This is a genomic window from Dyadobacter sp. HNCC25DJ186 (genome assembly GCF_056895235.1).
The window spans coordinates 65,967-82,953 of record NZ_JBXHAS010000008.1; the positions used below are offsets into that span (position 1 = coordinate 65,967).

Sequence of the window (16,987 nt, forward strand, 5' to 3'; positions counted from 1 at the left end):
TTTATCGTTAAAAAAGCTAATCGCCAATAACTTAAAATGATATTTTGTTTAAATAATAAACGTTGCGTCTGCCGCGGGTTTGAACATCTCCCTGCGCATTGACAATCCGCTGCTCGCCCCAGGAAAGATAAAAATTATCAAACCAGTAATCGATATCATCCGTACTGGTTTTTCTTACTTTATCACCTTCAACCGTCGTACCATTTTCGATCACGCGATTGTTGTCGACAACTTTACTTCCTTTAATTATTTTGCTGCGAATACCGCCGTTGTGGCTGTAAACGAGTTGCGTGGTACCATTCGGCTCGGTTTGTACCTTGATTTTTTCACGTAGCTCCATGCTTTTGACGTTATCAAAACTGATGATGTTGTCCCAAAGCAATTTTCCTGTCTGGTCGACGTTGGCGATAATTGCGTGCGTATAAGTGAAACCATCAAAAACCTGCTGATTAAACCCACGGCCACCGTACATCGGATTCCATAGGTAAGGATTGTACAGGCCCATCCCGAAAGGATAACCGCCACCCATCATCATCGAGCCATAACCATAACCGCCCATCATGTTAGGATTCTGGTATCGGTATTCGGGGTAAAAAACTTCTGCGATCAATAAAAACTGATTATTTTTCGGTAAGATGTCATGTACAAGAAGGCGATAATTTAGTTTAAGATCATCGCCGCTGTCTTTCTTTTTACGGATCTTTTTTTCAATCTTTTCCTGCTGCCGTTCGCTCATGTAACTAAAAAAATTACTGAAATCTGTGAAGCTGTGATATTGAGTGAAAACAACATCGTCATAAACAATTTTGGCAATGTAGAGTCCCTGGGAAGCGGCGTTGCTGGTGCTTTGCATATTTCTGTATCCATAAGTGCCAATAACCATGCGAACAGAATCATTTAATATCTGCAAACGGCCGTTCAAAAGTGAATAATCATTTTCCGGATCAATGGATGCCTGCACATAAAGCTCGCCGGATTCTTCATAAGACCGGGCTACTATTTTTGTCTGACGTCCTTTTTTTACAGCGAAACAAACGTTGACAAGATGATGCGTCGTGTCCACCTCAACAGTTTGAATCGCATTGGAACCCTTGATAGCCGATGGCAAAACCCGCGTTTGGGAAGTTGTGAGATTGGTGTGGATCAAGACTGGCTCATTTCTCACCATTCCTGCCATAAAAACGGAATAACCAAGGGTTTTGAAGTCAGTTATTTCAAAACGGTCAACAGTATTAATGGTAAAAGTTTCAACAAATCCAGGCCCGACATTTACCTTGACGATCTGATAAACAGAACTTCTGTATTTACTGAATAAAAGAAAAACAGCCTGCCCGTCATAACAGGAAGCCACGTAGTCAAGATTACCTTCAACTGGCCCATCGATAGACCAGATACGTTCCAGATTGTTATCAAATTTCTGCACATTGTAATTTCCTTTATCCGGCTTTGATATCAGCAAAACACCTTTTGGGCCTAATGGCATGGTTTGAAAAGCAGCATTTGCATTTTGCAGAGGCAATTCTATTCTTTTTACGACCTGCCCCTGAGCATTATAACAGACTAGAAAAAAGCAGAGTGCGAGCAATGCCTGATAAAGGAAACAACGGTTTTTATGCATGTGCCAATCCTACAATATGGTCAAATTCTTCTGGTTTTACAGGAATTACAGACAACCGGGACTGACGGATAAGCGCCATATCCTTCAAGTTTTCGTCTGCTTTTATTTGTGCTAATGTAACAGTTTTAGGGAAATGTTCAACCGGAACAAATTCAACCACCACCCAGCGGTCATCTTCTGTCGTCGGATCCGGGTAGTGTTCTTTTGAAACTTTTGCTAAACCGACAACTTCTTTCCCTTCATTGCTGTGGTAAAAAAGAGCCAGATCTCCTTTTTTCATCGCCATCATATTATTTCGGGCTTCGTAGCTCCGGACGCCGTCCCACATCGATTTTCCTTCCTCAACGAAGTGATCCCATGAATATTTGAAAGGTTCGGATTTTATAAGCCAGTAGTTCATTTTTGTTTAGTTGAGAGTTGAAAGTTGAAAGTGGTTGCGGAAGCGAAATTTTGGAAAGTTGAAGGTTTTTTGATTTGGGCAATATTTAAGATTTTGATATACCAAATCGCCAAACTTTCAACTCTTTACCGGGCGTCGGGCGCCTGGCGCTTTCAACTATATCAAGGGAATTTTGGAAATTTACTAAAATCAGGATCCCGTTTTTCCAGGAATGACCTTTGTCCCTCTTTGGCCTCTTCGCTTAGATAATACAAAAGTGTTGCATTTCCTGCGAGTTCCTGAATTCCGGCCTGTCCGTCAAGTTCTGCATTGAAAGAACTTTTCAGCATACGGATTGACAAAGGACTTTTCTGCTGTATTTTTTTACACCACTCAACAGTGGTCGTTTCCAGCTCTTCCAAAGGCACAACCTTGTTTACCAATCCCATCTGCAAGGCTTCCTGGGCGTCATACTGGTCGCAAAGGAACCAGATTTCTCGTGCTTTTTTCTGACCGACAACGCGTGCCAGGTACGAAGCGCCAAAACCACCGTCGAAACTACCAACTTTAGGTCCTGTTTGTCCGAAACGTGCATTATCAGCTGCAATCGATAAGTCACAGATAACATGTAAAACGTGGCCACCGCCAATTGCCCAACCAGCAACCATGGCAATAACAGCCTTAGGGATTGAGCGGATCATTCTTTGCAGATCCAGAACATTAAGACGCGGAACATGATCTTCGCCAATATAACCTCCATGACCGCGAACAGACTGGTCGCCGCCGGAGCAAAATGCTTTTCCGCCTTCACCGGTCAAAATGATCACATCAATACGTGTATCTTCACGGCAGATGTGCATGGCGTCAATCATTTCTGTGACAGTCTGCGGAGTGAAAGCATTATGTTTATGTGGCCGATTGATACTGATTTTGGCAATTCCTTCGTGCAGGGTGAAAAGGATTTCTTCGTATTCCTTAATGGTTTCCCATTTTATTGAACTTGACATATGAGCAATCTGTGAATGAGTGAATATCAATGAACGGTTCTACGGACCGTAACATTCCAATTAATTGGCGAAATTACGGATTGTTTGGCTTTCCATCAAAAACAAAATGATAACTTTCGATACTGAAAAACGGCTATGAGGTTGCCATCTTTGTTTATTCAGCGTAGGAAATTACTGATACATCAGACTGGCAGCCGTTTGCTGCCTGATTTATAAACAATTTGACGAATAATGATTTGGAATACCAACTCGATTTTAATAAAAACACAAGAGGTTCCTGACTATCCATATTTTCGCCAGGCTTATGACTTCATGATGTCCTGGCTGACGGGGAAAGACGATTTTATCCTGCATACCTCCGGATCTACCGGAACTCCAAAGGACATTTTAATTAAGAGAGATCAGCTTCGCAGCAGTGCGTTAATGACGGGTGCTGCTCTTGATCTACTAGAAGGAAGCCGCGCACTGGTTTGCCTGAACGTAAGTTATATTGCAGGAACCATGATGCTGGTGCGCGGCATGGAGCTTGGCTTGGATTTGAGTATTGTAGGGCCTTCATCCAACCCATTGCTGGAACTGGATATCATTGATTTTGATTTCGTGGCCATGGTCCCTTTGCAGCTTTCGACCTGTTTGGCGAACGAAAAGACTAAAACCAAGGTTAATCGTCTCGGCAAAATTTTGCTGGGCGGAGCTCCGGTCGATCTGAGTCTTCAAAAAGAAATTGAACTTTTGAGCATTCCTGTTTACCATAGTTATGGAATGACAGAAACAGTTTCGCATATCGCTTTAAGAAAACTTAATCATCCCAAATCCGAAAATGACTATACCGTTTTGCCGGGAGTTAAATTTGGTGTAGATGACCGGGGCTGTATTTTTTTACAGGGAGCTATCACCAATAATGAGAAAATCCAAACGAATGATCTGGTTGAAATCACTTCGGAAAATACATTTAACTGGATAGGCAGAGTTGACAACGTGATCAATTCGGGTGGTGTAAAAATTGTCCTGGATAAAGTGGATCAGGTAATTGCAGCGGTTTTTTATAATTTAGGTTATGAAAATAAATTTTTCTCCTGGTATGAAAACGATGAGAAATTGGGCCAAAAATTGATTTTAATTATTCAAAAAGCCGGAGCGGAATTGTCTGCTGAACATGTGCTGGAAGAAATAAGAAAACGGATTTCAACCTACGAAACACCAAAACATGTTTACTTTGTGCAAGATTTTATAAAAACACCAACTGAAAAGATTGACAAACGAAAGACGGCTCAGCTGCTTTTTGGTCATCTATCTGATTAGTTTTTAACATATTACGATTTTTTTTACATGGATAAAAATCTTCAAATACCCGGGTTTTACATCATCCGTTTTCAAACGGCGGGCGTTGTTCCTGCACCCTATGCAAATTTTCAGACGATCAAGCTCAATCTGATTTCAGAAGACGATTTGAGTTTGGACTTTTCAATAAAATATACGGATCGCGAAGATCTGGATGAGGACGAAATTATTGATGAAGGATTTACTTTGGATGATGACTTTTCCTGGAAAGGGGCGGTCCCTGCCAATTGGATTAAGGAGTTCAATGCGATTTACAGCACTTCAAAAATTATTCGTCAGCGTGAAGAAAAAGAATTTGAAGATTTTGTTGAAATAGAAATCGAAGAAGACGATAAACGCGTAACGGTTTATCCGGTTGACAAAGAGCGCTGGGTATATTTTCTTCAGGAATTTATGCAGGCGATTTTGGAAACTTCGGGTCGTGAACTTCCTTTCGAGCTGACCTATCTGGATTACGATGCTGAGCCTAAAAGCGAAGTGGCATTAAAAGCATCTTTTGCAGACAAAACTTTTACGATGAGCCAAAATGGAGGGCCACTGAAACAGCTGGACTGGGGATTTTTGCAAAAGGTGATGGATACAGTGTATCGCGCGGAATTTATATACGATAACGCAAGTGAAAAGAAACCTACCAAAAAGGGGAAATATCTTTATATAGGTGATCAGCTTTGGTATGAGCTTGGCGTAGCTGTTGTTGAAACAACGGCCAAAAGCAAAGATTTACAAATGATAGAATCTCTTTTTTCGAAACTAGTACGGTAACCCGCCGAATGGCTTATTTCGGTTAAGTTCATTCTGCAACTCGTCAACCAATTGCCCGATTCGATCCATAGACGGAGAAGGATTGGGCAATTGCAGGCTGATGAAGGCCTTTACTTCCCACACTTCCAGCACATCATGCAGCGAAGCTTCGATATTTGGAATTTCAGCGATATCAGAGCTCAAAAGCAAAACACCCTTCGTTTTGACCTGATTATAAGCTTTCCTGTAAAGGAAACCCTGATTTTTCAGAACGAACAGATAGTGCGACCCGTCTTTAATTTCGTACCAGTTCCGGATAAATGAGCCTACGAGCAGTGCGCCCGGATATTCAAAATCAGACCCACTTTCAAAAGCTCTGTAATAACCAGAAGGCAAATTCGGTAACTGAAAAGAGGGCAGGTGTGTCAGAAAAGCAGGATTCTGATAATTTGCAATATACTCCATCCACTGGCTTTTCCCAACCCACTGAATCGTTGGATAATTAGCGACTCTTTCCTCCCGGTAGACGGGTGCAGGTTCAGGATTTACCGCATATTGATTGTTAAAAACAGGCATACGGTGGTCAACCAGGTTTGACTGAGGATTTGGCACCTGAGATTGCGCCGGCCGCTGATGCTGCACAGGCTGATATGCATCCCCATTAACCGGTTTCAACGTAACCTGACGGGAAACTGTACGAATCGGTGGCTCCGGCTGCTGGTAATGATCCATCACTTTCGACAGAGGCTGAGGCTCCGAATAAGTGGGCATTCTTGGTGGAGTTGCTGTTGAGCCGGAATGTGAAACCGTCATCTGCCTGGATCCGTTAAGCGGCAAAGACATTTCCGGCGTTTCCCTGATTTTCCTCAGGTCATTTTTTAGCAAATTATCTACGGAAATACCGAAAGCAGCGGCCATGTTCTTAAGATTAGTAAGATTAGGGTTGGCGCGCGCTTCTTCGTAGGCGCCTAAAAGAGACCTCTTAATAGCAATTTTACGTGCAAACTGCTCTTGTGTAAGGCCATTGAGCCTGCGGAGATACTTTATATTATTGCTGACGATGCTCATGAAATATCCTTTGCGAGAAAGTTACAAAGAAATGACAAAATTTTTAGCAAAATTATATTTGAGCGGGTCGAATTGGAATATTTTTTGAGGGAAATTGTGTTTTACTGGCGTTTATTCATCCTCATACTTTGCTCTAAATGTTGTATCTAGTTCAAGAAATGCAGTTGTAATCATGTTCAACATAGTATTTTGACCTGAGATAAGCAATGAGGCATGGGCGCAGTTGCTCTCATTTTCATCACAAAAACTGATATTGGTTTTATGAATAACGGAGTTATAAGTTGATTTTTCGATACGTTTCGTAAACCAGTTATTGAACATTTTGAAACGAGCATCTTGTCTTTTATCCGATGTGTCACAAACAAATATTAAAGCGGTCTCAGGCTTTTGCTCAAAATATTTAGTTAAAAAATCAAGTATAGTGTCTTTAACTCTGGGATCACGTCTGTTTAATGTTTGATCTGGTTTGAAACCAAACATGAAGATTCTTTGATTGAATTCAGGGTAATCTGAAAAGTAGCTGCTACCATCAGTTAAATAAACGAGGTAACTAATACCGAATTGAGTGATAAACGTGATCTCAGTCAAATCCGTGTCCGACAAGGAATAGTTATAAGGATTTGACAAATTTGATACCTTTAGAGTCCAACTGTTCTTTGGAAATTTCTCCGTCCAGATACGCATGTATCACTTTATTGTCATCCAGCATTTTTTGAAACATTTCAGACTTAACCGCCTTTCTGCGGCTAGCTGAAATAACTTCTTTTGTCTTAACTATAAGTGACTTGTCCATATTCTAAGTGTTATACTTATCAAACGTAACAAAATTAAATAAGTTTAAAAACTGCTGGGATCTTTTAATCAAATTTTGACTAAGAAAGTTATTTTTCCAAAAGAAAAAGCGCAGAAAACCGAATTTATATTCAATTTTCTGCGCTATATTTTCCAGTAATTAAAAATGAATCAATTGATTACTTATAAATCTCCTTCCTCGCCGCTTTCAAAGTATTAGTAAGTAATCCGCAAATAGTCATCAAACCTACGCCACCCGGAACCGGTGTTATGAAACTGCTTTTTGGCGCAACATCGGCAAAGTTTACGTCGCCTTTAATGGCAAAACCACTTTTCTTGGAAGCATCCTCAACGCGTGTGATACCAACATCAATGACAACAGCACCTTCTTTAATATAGTCCGCTGTCACAAATTCCGGACGCCCCAAAGCTACGATCAGGATATCAGCGGTCTGGCAAATTTCTTTCAAATTTTTAGTTTTGCTATGGGTGATCGTTACGGTACAGTTTCCCGGATATTCGTTGCGTTGCATCAAAATACTCATCGGCAAACCGACAATCTGACTGCGGCCGATCACGACGCAATGTTTTCCGCTGGTTTCGATTCCGGCACGAATCAGCATTTCCAGAATTCCAAAAGGTGTTGCGGAAATATAGGCAGGAAGTCCTTTACACATTCTGCCCACGTTAATCGGGTGGAAACCATCTACGTCTTTTGACGGATCCACTGCTTCCATAATCGTATTTTCAGAGATATGTTTTGGCAAAGGTAACTGGACAATAAATCCATCCACATCAGGATTTTTGTTCAATGATTCAACCGCCTCCAAAAGTTCAGTTTCGGTCGTTTCAGGTCCAAAACGTAAGAGGGTGGAAGTGAATCCAATCTCCTCACAGCTGCGAATTTTAGAAGCTACATAAGTCTCACTGGCACCATCTTGTCCTACTAAAATTGCGGCCAAGTGTGGTTTTTTTCCACCAGCAGAAATCCAGTTTTCAACTTCAATTTTTATTTCTGACTTAATCTGGGCTGAAATAGCCTTGCCGTCAAGTAGTTGCATTTTATTAAAAGGTCTAATAATCAATATTTAAAGTAAAGCAGGAATCATTTAAGACTCAGGCGTCACTTGCAATTCTCAGTTCATTTTTCAGTTTTTCCAGCCCGGTCGACGCTTTTTCCTGAATAAAAGTCATATTTTTTCGGAAAGTGATGTCTGGTCTGGCAGGATCGATGATATAAATCGGCTTATGGGCATGTACATAATGAACAAGTCCTGCCGCTGGATAAACGGCCAGGGAAGTGCCGACAACGACGAATATGTCAGCCTGCTCAGTAATTTCAACGGCGATATCCATCATTGGAACTGCTTCTCCAAACCATACGATATGCGGACGAAGCTGGCTCCCAAGTTCACACAAATCTCCATTTTTCAGTTCCCACGATGTTATATCATAGACCAGTTCAGGATTTTTTGTGCTTTCTGATTTGAACAATTCTCCATGCAAATGAACCACGTTCGACGACCCTGCTACTTCATGCAAATTGTCTACGTTCTGCGTGATTATTTGTACATCAAAATATTTTTCAAGCTCAACCAGCGAGTAATGAGCCGGATTCGGTTTCACAGAAAGTGCTTGTTTTCTTCTTTCATTATAAAAATCCAGCACATGATCAGGATTTTTCTGCCAGGCTTCCGGTGTCGCTACGTCTTCAATCCGATGATTTTCCCATAAGCCACCACTGTCACGGAATGTACTTATCCCGCTTTCAGCACTAATTCCGGCACCTGAGAGAACAACGAGCTTTTTCATGTTTTGGCATTCGGCCGTCGGCGGTCAGCTTTCGGCAGGTTAATAGTACGAAATCTGTCTAAAATCAGCTCTTGGTCGTTTTTTTCGCAGCGGTTTTTTTTGCGGCAGGTTTTTTAGCTGCTGGCTTTTTGACTGCCGGAGCTTTTTCCGCTGCTGGAGCTTTGGGTGCTGCTTTTTTGAAACCACCTCTTCCCGTCGGTTTGTCAGGCGTATCGGCTGCTATCTGCAAAATCGCCTCGTAAGTCAAGTCCGCCGGTTCCGTCCCTTTTGGAATTTTAAGATTACGTTTTTCAAAAGCAACATAAGGCCCGTAACGGCCATTCAAAACCTTTACGTCAGGATTCTCAGTAAATTCCTTGATCGTTTTGTTGCTGTCGGAGATACGTTTTGTTTCTATGATTTCAACCAGACGATCTTCGGTAACCGCCATGGGATCATCCGTTTTTGCAAGCGAGTAATATTTGCCGCCGTGTTTTACATACGGGCCAAATTTTCCAACACTCACGATCATTTCCGAATCTTCAAACAAACCTACTGTACGCGGTAATTTGAAAAGTTCAAAAGCCTCATCCAACGTGATGTTTTCCATCAGCTGGCCTTTTTTCAAACTGGCAAACTTTGGTTTTTCTTCATCTTCCGCATCGCCGATCTGAACGTAAGGTCCATATTTACCAATCCGAACAGTGATTTTCTTGCCCGTAGCAGGATCTTCTCCCAATTCGCGGGAAGTCAGGCTGCGGTCGATCGCTTCTTCTTTTGCCTCATCTACTTTTTTGTGGAAGGGGGTATAGAAGTCGGTGATCATTTTTTGCCAGGCAAGTTGCCCGTCGGCGATATGGTCAAAGTCTTTTTCGACACTTGCCGTAAAAGAATAGTCAATGATATCCTGAAAGTGATTTACCAGAAAATCGTTTACCACCATTCCAGTACTTGTCGGGAAAAGTTTCGACTTTTCAGTACCATAGATCTCTTTCAGCACCACACTTTTTATTTCATCTTTTGCGAGCGTCATCTCTCTGTAAGCACGCTCCGTTCCGTCGCGGTCTTCTTTGATGACATACTCTCTCCTGATAATTGTAGAAATCGTAGGAGCATAAGTTGAAGGTCGGCCAATGCCCATTTCCTCCAATTTCTTCACAAGGCTCGCTTCCGTATAACGGGGTGGGTTACGGGTGAAGCGTTCCGTTGCTTTCATATCGGCAAGGTTCAGAATCTGATTAATGTTCAAAGGAGGAAGCATTCCTTTTTGCTCTTCATCTTCCTCGTCACTTGATTCCAGATATACCTTTAAAAATCCTTCAAACTTGATGACCTCACCCTGAGCGACCAATTCTTCATTTGTAGATGAAATTCCGATCGTTGCAGTTGTTCTTTCAAGTTGTGCATCAGCCATTTGTGAAGCGATAGCACGTTTCCAGATCAGCTCGTAAAGTCGTTGTTCGTTCCGGTCACTGCTTCCCTGTAACACAGAAAACTCAGTGGGACGAATCGCTTCGTGCGCTTCCTGTGCTGATTCATTTTTAGTTTTAAAAACCCTTTTATTATAGAAATTATCTCCGTATTCATTTGTAATCTGAACACGGGCTTTTTCCATCGCCTCCTCCGACAAGTTCGTCGAATCGGTACGCATGTATGATATTTTCCCTGCTTCATATAAACGCTGTGCAACGGTCATCGTCTGAAGCACAGAGAAACTCAGTTTACGTGAAGCTTCCTGTTGTAAAGTAGAAGTTGTAAATGGGGGAGCAGGCGTTTTTTTAGCTGGTTTAACTTCAAGGTTTTTGATTGAAAAAGTCGCTTTGATACATTTTTCAAGAAATGTCATTGCGTCCGTTTCCTCTGCAAAGTTCTTAGGCAATTCTGCGTTTAAAACCTTACCATTTCCAAGATCAAAGTGAGCCGTTACCTTGAAACTTCCCTTTGCTCTGAAAGCATCAATTTCTCTTTCACGTTCCACAATAATGCGTACAGCCACGGATTGAACTCTTCCAGCGGAAAGATTGGTTTTCCCGATCCGTATCTTTTTCCATAAAATCGGAGAAAGTTCATAACCCACCAGACGATCCAGAATACGGCGTGCCTGCTGTGCGTTTACCAGATCTACATCTATAACACGTGGCGTGGCAATCGCATTTTGCAAAGCTGTTTTAGTGATTTCACGAAAAACAATTCGCTTTGTATCGTCAGGCAACCCTAAGGCCTCTTTGAGGTGCCATGATATGGCTTCCCCTTCACGGTCGGAGTCAGTTGCGAGCCATACTTCTGTGCCCTTCGCTAATTTCTTTAACTCATTAATGACTTTCACCTTGTCACCTGAGACTTCGTAAGACGGCTGAAAACCATTGTCTACATCGACACCCATATCATGTTCGGGAAGGTCACGTACATGCCCAAAACTGGATTTAACGATAAAGTCTGTCCCTAAATAATTTTCTATGGTTTTGGCCTTCGCCGGTGACTCTACGATCACCAGATTTTTTGACATAATTTTTGAATTAAGATACTAGGTGGCTCTTTGGAGCTCAAATATAGGGCAGAAAGCAGGAAAAAATCAAAGTACTTGTGAAAAGGTGTCCGAGAAACTTCTTTTTGTCAGAACCAAAAACATGATAATTTTGACATTCAGCACTGAGAATAAGCAGTAGAAAGAACAAAAAAATGTGTTTGCAGGTTGTACTTATAGCGGCTTAGTTCATAATCATTGTAAATAAAAGCAAAAAAATAACGCTGGCCGGCTACGTTATAAGGAATTTTGTACTTTTATGCGTTTTATTGTTAACAAATAATTTGATCGTTGAATCACTATGGCTTTTAATTTAGAACATGATTAAGGGTGAAATTACCCACATGCAAGAGCGGACATGAGTTGTTCGTAAAGTAGTAGGCAAACCTTTAACATTGAAAAGAATTCCATTATTATGAATATTTATAAGGATTACATCAAGGAGATTGAAGAAAGAAAAACCCAGGGGCTGAATCCTAAGCCTATTGATGGTGCGGAATTGTTGAGCGAAATTATTTGGCAGATCAAAGATTCAAGTAATGAGCACCGGGCAGACTCTCTAAACTTTTTTATTTACAATACTCTACCAGGTACCACAAGTGCGGCGGGCGTTAAAGCCAGGTTTTTAAAAGAAATCATTCTTGGCGAATCGGTAGTTGAGGAAATATCCCCAGCTTTCGCTTTCGAACTTTTGTCTCACATGAAAGGCGGGCGTTCGATTGAGGTTTTGCTTGATATCGCGCTTGGTGACAATGTCTTCACTGCCAAAGAAGCAGCGAAGGTTCTTAAAACACAGGTTTTCCTTTACGACGCCGATGTTGATCGTCTGAAAGAAGCATATAAAAGCGGAAATGAAATCGCGAAAGAAATTCTTGAAAGTTACGCACAGGCTGAGTTTTTCACTAAACTGCCGGAAGTAGCGGAGGAAATCAAGATCGTTACTTTTATTGCTGGTGAAGGCGACATTTCTACGGATTTGCTCTCTCCGGGTAATCAGGCTCATTCCCGTTCAGACCGCGAACTTCACGGATTGTGTATGATCACGCCGAAGGCGCAGCAGGAAATCAAGGCTTTGCAGGAAGAACATCCAGACAAAAGTGTGATGTTAATCGCTGAGCGTGGCACCATGGGTGTTGGTTCATCAAGGATGTCGGGTGTGAACAATGTTGCACTTTGGACAGGGAAAAAAGCAAGTCCATATATTCCATTCGTTAATATCGCTCCGATCGTTGGAGGTACAAACGGTATTTCTCCGATTTTCCTTACAACGGTTGATGTTACCGGCGGTATCGGAATTGACCTGAAAAACTGGGTAAAAAAGGTGGATGCAAATGGCGAGGTTATCCGCAATGAAAGTGGTGATCCTGTGCTTGAAGAAGTGTATTCTGTTGCGACAGGTACCGTGCTTACGATCAACACAAAAACAAAAAAATTATACAACGGCGATCAGGAACTGATTGACATCTCCAAGGCACTGACGCCACAGAAGATGGAATTTATCAAAGCTGGCGGATCCTACGCGATTGTTTTTGGTAAAAAAATACAAACCATCGCATGCCGGATTCTGGGTATTGATATTCCTCTTGTATATGCTCCTTCAAAAGAGATTTCTCACGAAGGGCAAGGTCTAACTGCGGTTGAAAAAATATTTAACAAAAATGCGGTTGGAACAACGCCTGGTAAAGTTTTACACGCCGGTTCGGATGTTCGTGTTGAGGTAAATATTGTAGGTTCACAGGATACCACGGGTCTGATGACTTCTCAGGAATTGGAGTCAATGGCTGCAACGGTTATTTCTCCGATTGTTGATGGCGCGTATCAATCGGGTTGTCACACGGCTTCGGTTTGGGATAAAAAAGCGCAGGCAAATATTCCGAAACTCATGAAGTTCATGAATGATTTTGGTCTTATTACAGCGCGCGACCCGAAAGGCGAATATCATGCTATGACGGATGTGATCCACAAAGTGCTAAACGATATCGTTGTAGACGAGTGGGCGATCATTATCGGTGGTGACTCACATACAAGAATGTCCAAAGGTGTTGCGTTTGGTGCTGACTCGGGAACTGTTGCGCTTGCGCTTGCGACGGGTGAAGCATCCATGCCGATTCCTGAATCCGTGAAAGTAACTTTCAAGGGAGAAATGAAGTCTCACATGGATTTCCGTGATGTGGTTCATGCTACCCAGGCTCAGATGCTTCAGAAGTTTGGCGGAGAGAATGTGTTCCAGGGAAGAATTATTGAGGTTCATTTGGGAACACTTCCGGCTGACCAGGCTTTCACATTTACAGACTGGACGGCAGAGATGAAAGCAAAAGCTTCTATTTGTATTTCTGAGGATGACACCCTGATCGAATCATTGGAAATTGCCAAAGGCAGAATCCAGATCATGATTGACAAGGGTATGGACAATAGCAAGCAGGTTCTTCAGGGACTGATCAATAAAGCGGATAAAAGAATCACGGAAATTAAATCCGGCGAAAAGCCAGCTTTAGCGCCGGATGCGAACGCAAAATATTACGCCGAAGTGGTTATTGACCTGGATGTGATCGTAGAACCTATGATTGCAGATCCCGATGTGAATAATAAGGATGTATCCAAACGTTACACGCACGATACCATTCGTACACTGTCTTATTACGGAGAAGATAAAAAGGTAGATCTTGGTTTCGTTGGTTCCTGCATGGTACATAAAGGAGATTTGAAAATTGTCTCCCAGATGCTTAAAAATCTGGAAGAACAACAAGGTAAAGTAGAATTCCATGCGCCGCTTGTGGTAGCAGCTCCAACTTATAATATTATCGAAGAGCTGAAAAGCGAAGGTGACTGGGATGTATTGCAGAAATATTCAGGTTTCGAATTTGACGATAATGCACCAAAAGGCACGGCTCGTACGGAATACGAAAATATGATGTATCTGGAACGTCCGGGTTGTAACCTTTGTATGGGTAACCAGGAAAAAGCTGCCAAAGGTGATACTGTTCTGGCAACATCGACCCGTCTTTTCCAGGGAAGAGTTGTTGAAGATTCAGAACGTAAAAAAGGAGAATCACTGCTGGCATCCACACCGGTTGTAGTGTTGTCTGCAATCCTTGGACGCATTCCTAATATGGAAGAATATAAAGCTGCGGTGGTTGGCATTGACCTGACCAAGTTCGCACCGCCTGTGAAGCAGTTAGCCAGATAAAATCTGTTTAAGGAATTGACAGTGGTTCGGTTTTTGATAAGTGTGAATGTTTAGACATTAATTTAATTACTATGGCTTTTGACTTAGATATGATTAAGGGTGTTTACGCCCGTATGCAGGAAAGAGTTGAAGCTGCCCGTCAAATTGAAGGGCGGCCGTTGACTTTGGCAGAAAAAATATTGTATTCCCACTTATGGGAAGGTACTCCCACACAGGTGTATCAAAGAGGTAAATCCTATGTAGACTTTGCTCCTGACCGCGTTGCGATGCAGGATGCTACTGCGCAGATGGCCCTTTTGCAGTTTATGCAGGCCGGAAGGCCACAAGTTGCCGTGCCGTCTACTGTCCACTGCGATCACCTTATCCAGGCTGAGATCGGCGCAGTTGCCGATTTACAGACTGCAAAAGATAAAAATAAAGAGGTTTATGATTTCCTGGCTTCGGTATCAAATAAATATGGTATCGGATTCTGGAAGCCTGGTGCTGGAATTATTCATCAGGTTGTTTTGGAAAACTATGCTTTTCCCGGCGGGATGATGATTGGTACAGACTCGCACACGCCAAATGCTGGTGGTCTGGGCATGGTAGCGATCGGAGTTGGTGGCGCGGACGCGAGTGATGTTATGTCAGGATTGGCCTGGGAGCTAAAAATGCCCAAGTTGATCGGTGTAAAACTGACAGGGAAACTGAGCGGATGGGCTGCTGCAAAAGATGTTATTCTTTGGGTTGCGGGCCAGCTTACTGTAAAAGGTGGTACTGGCTGCATCGTTGAATATTTTGGTGAAGGAGCTGAAAGTCTGTCTTGTACCGGAAAAGGAACCATTTGTAATATGGGTGCTGAAATAGGAGCAACAACTTCTATTTTCGCATACGACGAGAAAATGGCCGCTTATCTTCGGTCAACGGATCGGGCGGATGTGGCGGATGCTGCAAACGCGGTTGCAGGTTATTTACGTTCGGATGATGAAGTTTATGCTGATCCTGTTTCGTTTTATGATCAATTAATCGAACTTGATCTTTCAACCCTTGAACCGCATGTGAACGGTCCGTTTACGCCGGATTTGGCTTGGCCGCTTTCTAAATTTGCTACGGCGGTTAAAGAAAATGGTTGGCCGGAAGTGCTTTCGGTAGGTTTGATCGGTTCTTGTACCAACTCTTCATATGAGGATATCAGCCGCGCAGCTTCTGTTGCGCAGCAAGCTGTTGACAAAAAATTGGTTGTTACTTCTGAATATACAATTACACCAGGTTCGGAACAGGTTCGTTATACTGTGGACCGTGATGGATTTCTTGATACTTTCGCGCAGATTGGTGGTGTAGTTTTGGCAAATGCTTGTGGACCTTGTATTGGTCAGTGGGCGCGTCATGGTGCTGAAAAAGGTGAGAAAAACTCGATCATCACTTCTTTCAACCGCAACTTTTCAAAACGTGCTGATGGTAACCCGAACACGCACTCGTTCGTAGCGTCACCTGAAATTGTAACGGCTCTCGCAATCGCTGGCCGTTTGACGTTTAATCCTTTAATAGATACGCTTGTCAATTCGGAAGGTCTGACCGTGATGCTTGAAGAACCATCAGGACTTGAACTTCCTGCCAAGGGATTTGCTGTTGAAGATGCCGGATATCAGGCACCTGCTGAAGATGGGACAGCCGTTCAGGTTATTGTCAGCCCGACTTCTGATCGTCTGCAATTGCTTGAACCATTTAAAGCCTGGGAAGGTACTGATCTTAACGGATTAAAACTACTGATCAAAGCAAAAGGAAAATGTACGACTGACCACATTTCTATGGCTGGTCCATGGTTGAAATACCGAGGTCACCTTGACAACATTTCTAATAACATGTTGATCGGCGCTGTTAACTATTACAATGAAAAAACAAACACGGTTAAGAATCAGCTGACTGGTGTTTACGGCGAAGTTCCTGCGGTTCAACGTGATTACAAAGCGAACGGTATCGGAACAATTGTGGTAGGTGACGAAAACTACGGAGAAGGTTCTTCACGTGAACATGCGGCAATGGAACCTCGTTTCCTGGGTGCCCGTGCGATTCTTGTGAAATCTTTCGCCCGTATCCACGAAACAAACCTTAAAAAACAAGGTATGTTAGCTCTGACATTCGCAAACACGGCTGATTATGATAAAATTCAGGAAGACGATACCATTGATATCAAAGGATTGCAAACATTTGCCCCCGGCGTTCAATTGACCATTGTACTTCATCATGCAGATGGAACAACTGAGGAATTCCCGGTTAACCACACGTATAACGAACAACAAATCGAATGGTTTAAAGAAGGTTCTGCTTTGAACATTATTCGTAAATCGGTAGCTGCATAAGCCTCCTGACTATTTTAGTTAAAACAGAAAAAACTCCTGCTCAAAACGGGAGTTTTTTCTGTTTGTATAACATTCGGAGTTGCTGATTTTATCCGGCAATACTCTTTTCAAACCAGTCATCAACAATTGTCAGGTTTATTTTTTTGAATGAAAGAATATTGAGTAGTTTTATAGAGTGATTGGTCAGTCAAGTTTAGGTG

At 42.3% G+C, this 16,987-nt stretch carries 13 protein-coding genes; 4 read left to right on the forward strand and 9 right to left on the reverse strand.

What is annotated here, in order from left to right:
* Positions 1-31: 31 nt before the first annotated feature.
* The 3 genes from AC1XUO_RS21450 to menB form a co-directional block, all read right to left on the reverse strand.
* Positions 32-1,618, reverse strand: a complete 1,587-nt coding sequence (locus AC1XUO_RS21450; RefSeq protein ID WP_483331825.1) for a hypothetical protein — start codon at positions 1,616-1,618, stop codon at positions 32-34.
* A complete protein-coding gene (locus tag AC1XUO_RS21455; protein ID WP_483331826.1) occupies positions 1,611-2,018 on the reverse strand; it encodes an EVE domain-containing protein in 408 nt (135 codons plus the stop codon). Before AC1XUO_RS21455 ends, AC1XUO_RS21450 begins: the two co-directional genes overlap by 8 nt.
* Positions 2,019-2,179: 161 nt before the next feature.
* Positions 2,180-3,004, reverse strand: a complete 825-nt coding sequence (gene menB, locus AC1XUO_RS21460) for a 1,4-dihydroxy-2-naphthoyl-CoA synthase (RefSeq protein WP_235149723.1) — start codon at positions 3,002-3,004, stop codon at positions 2,180-2,182.
* A gap of 231 nt (positions 3,005-3,235) precedes the next feature.
* On the opposite strand from menB, the gene AC1XUO_RS21465 reads away from it, so the two are divergent.
* Both AC1XUO_RS21465 and AC1XUO_RS21470 read left to right on the forward strand, forming a co-directional pair.
* Positions 3,236-4,306, forward strand: coding sequence for an AMP-binding protein (locus tag AC1XUO_RS21465; RefSeq protein ID WP_483331827.1), 1,071 nt, complete (start codon positions 3,236-3,238; stop codon positions 4,304-4,306).
* A gap of 27 nt (positions 4,307-4,333) precedes the next feature.
* Positions 4,334-5,107, forward strand: coding sequence for a hypothetical protein (locus AC1XUO_RS21470; protein WP_483331828.1), 774 nt, complete (start codon positions 4,334-4,336; stop codon positions 5,105-5,107).
* Here the strand turns inward: AC1XUO_RS21470 and AC1XUO_RS21475 are convergent.
* From AC1XUO_RS21475 to topA, 6 genes are all read right to left on the reverse strand, one after another.
* Positions 5,096-6,154: a helix-turn-helix transcriptional regulator gene (locus tag AC1XUO_RS21475; RefSeq protein WP_483331829.1), complete on the reverse strand. Its 1,059-nt coding sequence runs from the start codon at positions 6,152-6,154 to the stop codon at positions 5,096-5,098. The genes AC1XUO_RS21470 and AC1XUO_RS21475 overlap by 12 nt on opposite strands.
* Positions 6,155-6,265: 111 nt before the next feature.
* Positions 6,266-6,634: a DUF6169 family protein gene (locus tag AC1XUO_RS21480; RefSeq protein ID WP_483331830.1), complete on the reverse strand. Its 369-nt coding sequence runs from the start codon at positions 6,632-6,634 to the stop codon at positions 6,266-6,268.
* 130 nt (positions 6,635-6,764) lie between these two features.
* Entirely contained in the window at positions 6,765-6,947 is a 183-nt protein-coding gene (locus AC1XUO_RS21485; RefSeq protein ID WP_483331831.1) for a hypothetical protein, read from the reverse strand.
* Between the two features lie 178 nt (positions 6,948-7,125).
* On the reverse strand, positions 7,126-8,007 hold the full coding sequence (locus AC1XUO_RS21490; RefSeq protein ID WP_483331832.1) for a bifunctional 5,10-methylenetetrahydrofolate dehydrogenase/5,10-methenyltetrahydrofolate cyclohydrolase: 882 nt from the start codon (positions 8,005-8,007) through the stop codon (positions 7,126-7,128).
* Between the two features lie 55 nt (positions 8,008-8,062).
* The gene (locus AC1XUO_RS21495) at positions 8,063-8,758 is read right to left on the reverse strand and encodes an SIR2 family NAD-dependent protein deacylase (protein ID WP_483331833.1); all 696 of its coding nucleotides are present in this window, start codon (positions 8,756-8,758) and stop codon (positions 8,063-8,065) included.
* 64 nt (positions 8,759-8,822) lie between these two features.
* The gene (gene topA, locus AC1XUO_RS21500) at positions 8,823-11,243 is read right to left on the reverse strand and encodes a type I DNA topoisomerase (protein WP_483331834.1); all 2,421 of its coding nucleotides are present in this window, start codon (positions 11,241-11,243) and stop codon (positions 8,823-8,825) included.
* Between the two features lie 433 nt (positions 11,244-11,676).
* Between topA and AC1XUO_RS21505 the strand changes: the two genes are divergently transcribed.
* Both AC1XUO_RS21505 and AC1XUO_RS21510 read left to right on the forward strand, forming a co-directional pair.
* Positions 11,677-14,448 (forward strand): bifunctional aconitate hydratase 2/2-methylisocitrate dehydratase, encoded by a 2,772-nt coding sequence (locus AC1XUO_RS21505; protein ID WP_483331836.1) that lies wholly within the window; start codon positions 11,677-11,679, stop codon positions 14,446-14,448.
* A gap of 71 nt (positions 14,449-14,519) precedes the next feature.
* Positions 14,520-16,787 (forward strand): aconitate hydratase, encoded by a 2,268-nt coding sequence (locus AC1XUO_RS21510; RefSeq protein ID WP_483331837.1) that lies wholly within the window; start codon positions 14,520-14,522, stop codon positions 16,785-16,787.
* Positions 16,788-16,987 lie beyond the last annotated feature (200 nt).

What these genes read in the sequence shown, in the direction of transcription:
- AC1XUO_RS21480 (WP_483331830.1), bottom strand. Translation starts at nt 6,634, where the DNA reads ATGTTTGGTTTCAAACCAGATCAAACATTAAACAGACGTGATCCCAGA.
- AC1XUO_RS21475 (WP_483331829.1), bottom strand. Translation starts at nt 6,154, where the DNA reads ATGAGCATCGTCAGCAATAATATAAAGTATCTCCGCAGGCTCAATGGC.
- AC1XUO_RS21510 (WP_483331837.1), top strand. Translation starts at nt 14,520, where the DNA reads ATGGCTTTTGACTTAGATATGATTAAGGGTGTTTACGCCCGTATGCAG.
- AC1XUO_RS21490 (WP_483331832.1), bottom strand. Translation starts at nt 8,007, where the DNA reads ATGCAACTACTTGACGGCAAGGCTATTTCAGCCCAGATTAAGTCAGAA.
- menB (WP_235149723.1), bottom strand. Translation starts at nt 3,004, where the DNA reads ATGTCAAGTTCAATAAAATGGGAAACCATTAAGGAATACGAAGAAATC.
- AC1XUO_RS21505 (WP_483331836.1), top strand. Translation starts at nt 11,677, where the DNA reads ATGAATATTTATAAGGATTACATCAAGGAGATTGAAGAAAGAAAAACC.
- AC1XUO_RS21485 (WP_483331831.1), bottom strand. Translation starts at nt 6,947, where the DNA reads ATGGACAAGTCACTTATAGTTAAGACAAAAGAAGTTATTTCAGCTAGC.
- AC1XUO_RS21465 (WP_483331827.1), top strand. Translation starts at nt 3,236, where the DNA reads ATGATTTGGAATACCAACTCGATTTTAATAAAAACACAAGAGGTTCCT.
- topA (WP_483331834.1), bottom strand. Translation starts at nt 11,243, where the DNA reads ATGTCAAAAAATCTGGTGATCGTAGAGTCACCGGCGAAGGCCAAAACC.
- AC1XUO_RS21455 (WP_483331826.1), bottom strand. Translation starts at nt 2,018, where the DNA reads ATGAACTACTGGCTTATAAAATCCGAACCTTTCAAATATTCATGGGAT.
- AC1XUO_RS21470 (WP_483331828.1), top strand. Translation starts at nt 4,334, where the DNA reads ATGGATAAAAATCTTCAAATACCCGGGTTTTACATCATCCGTTTTCAA.
- AC1XUO_RS21450 (WP_483331825.1), bottom strand. Translation starts at nt 1,618, where the DNA reads ATGCATAAAAACCGTTGTTTCCTTTATCAGGCATTGCTCGCACTCTGC.
- AC1XUO_RS21495 (WP_483331833.1), bottom strand. Translation starts at nt 8,758, where the DNA reads ATGAAAAAGCTCGTTGTTCTCTCAGGTGCCGGAATTAGTGCTGAAAGC.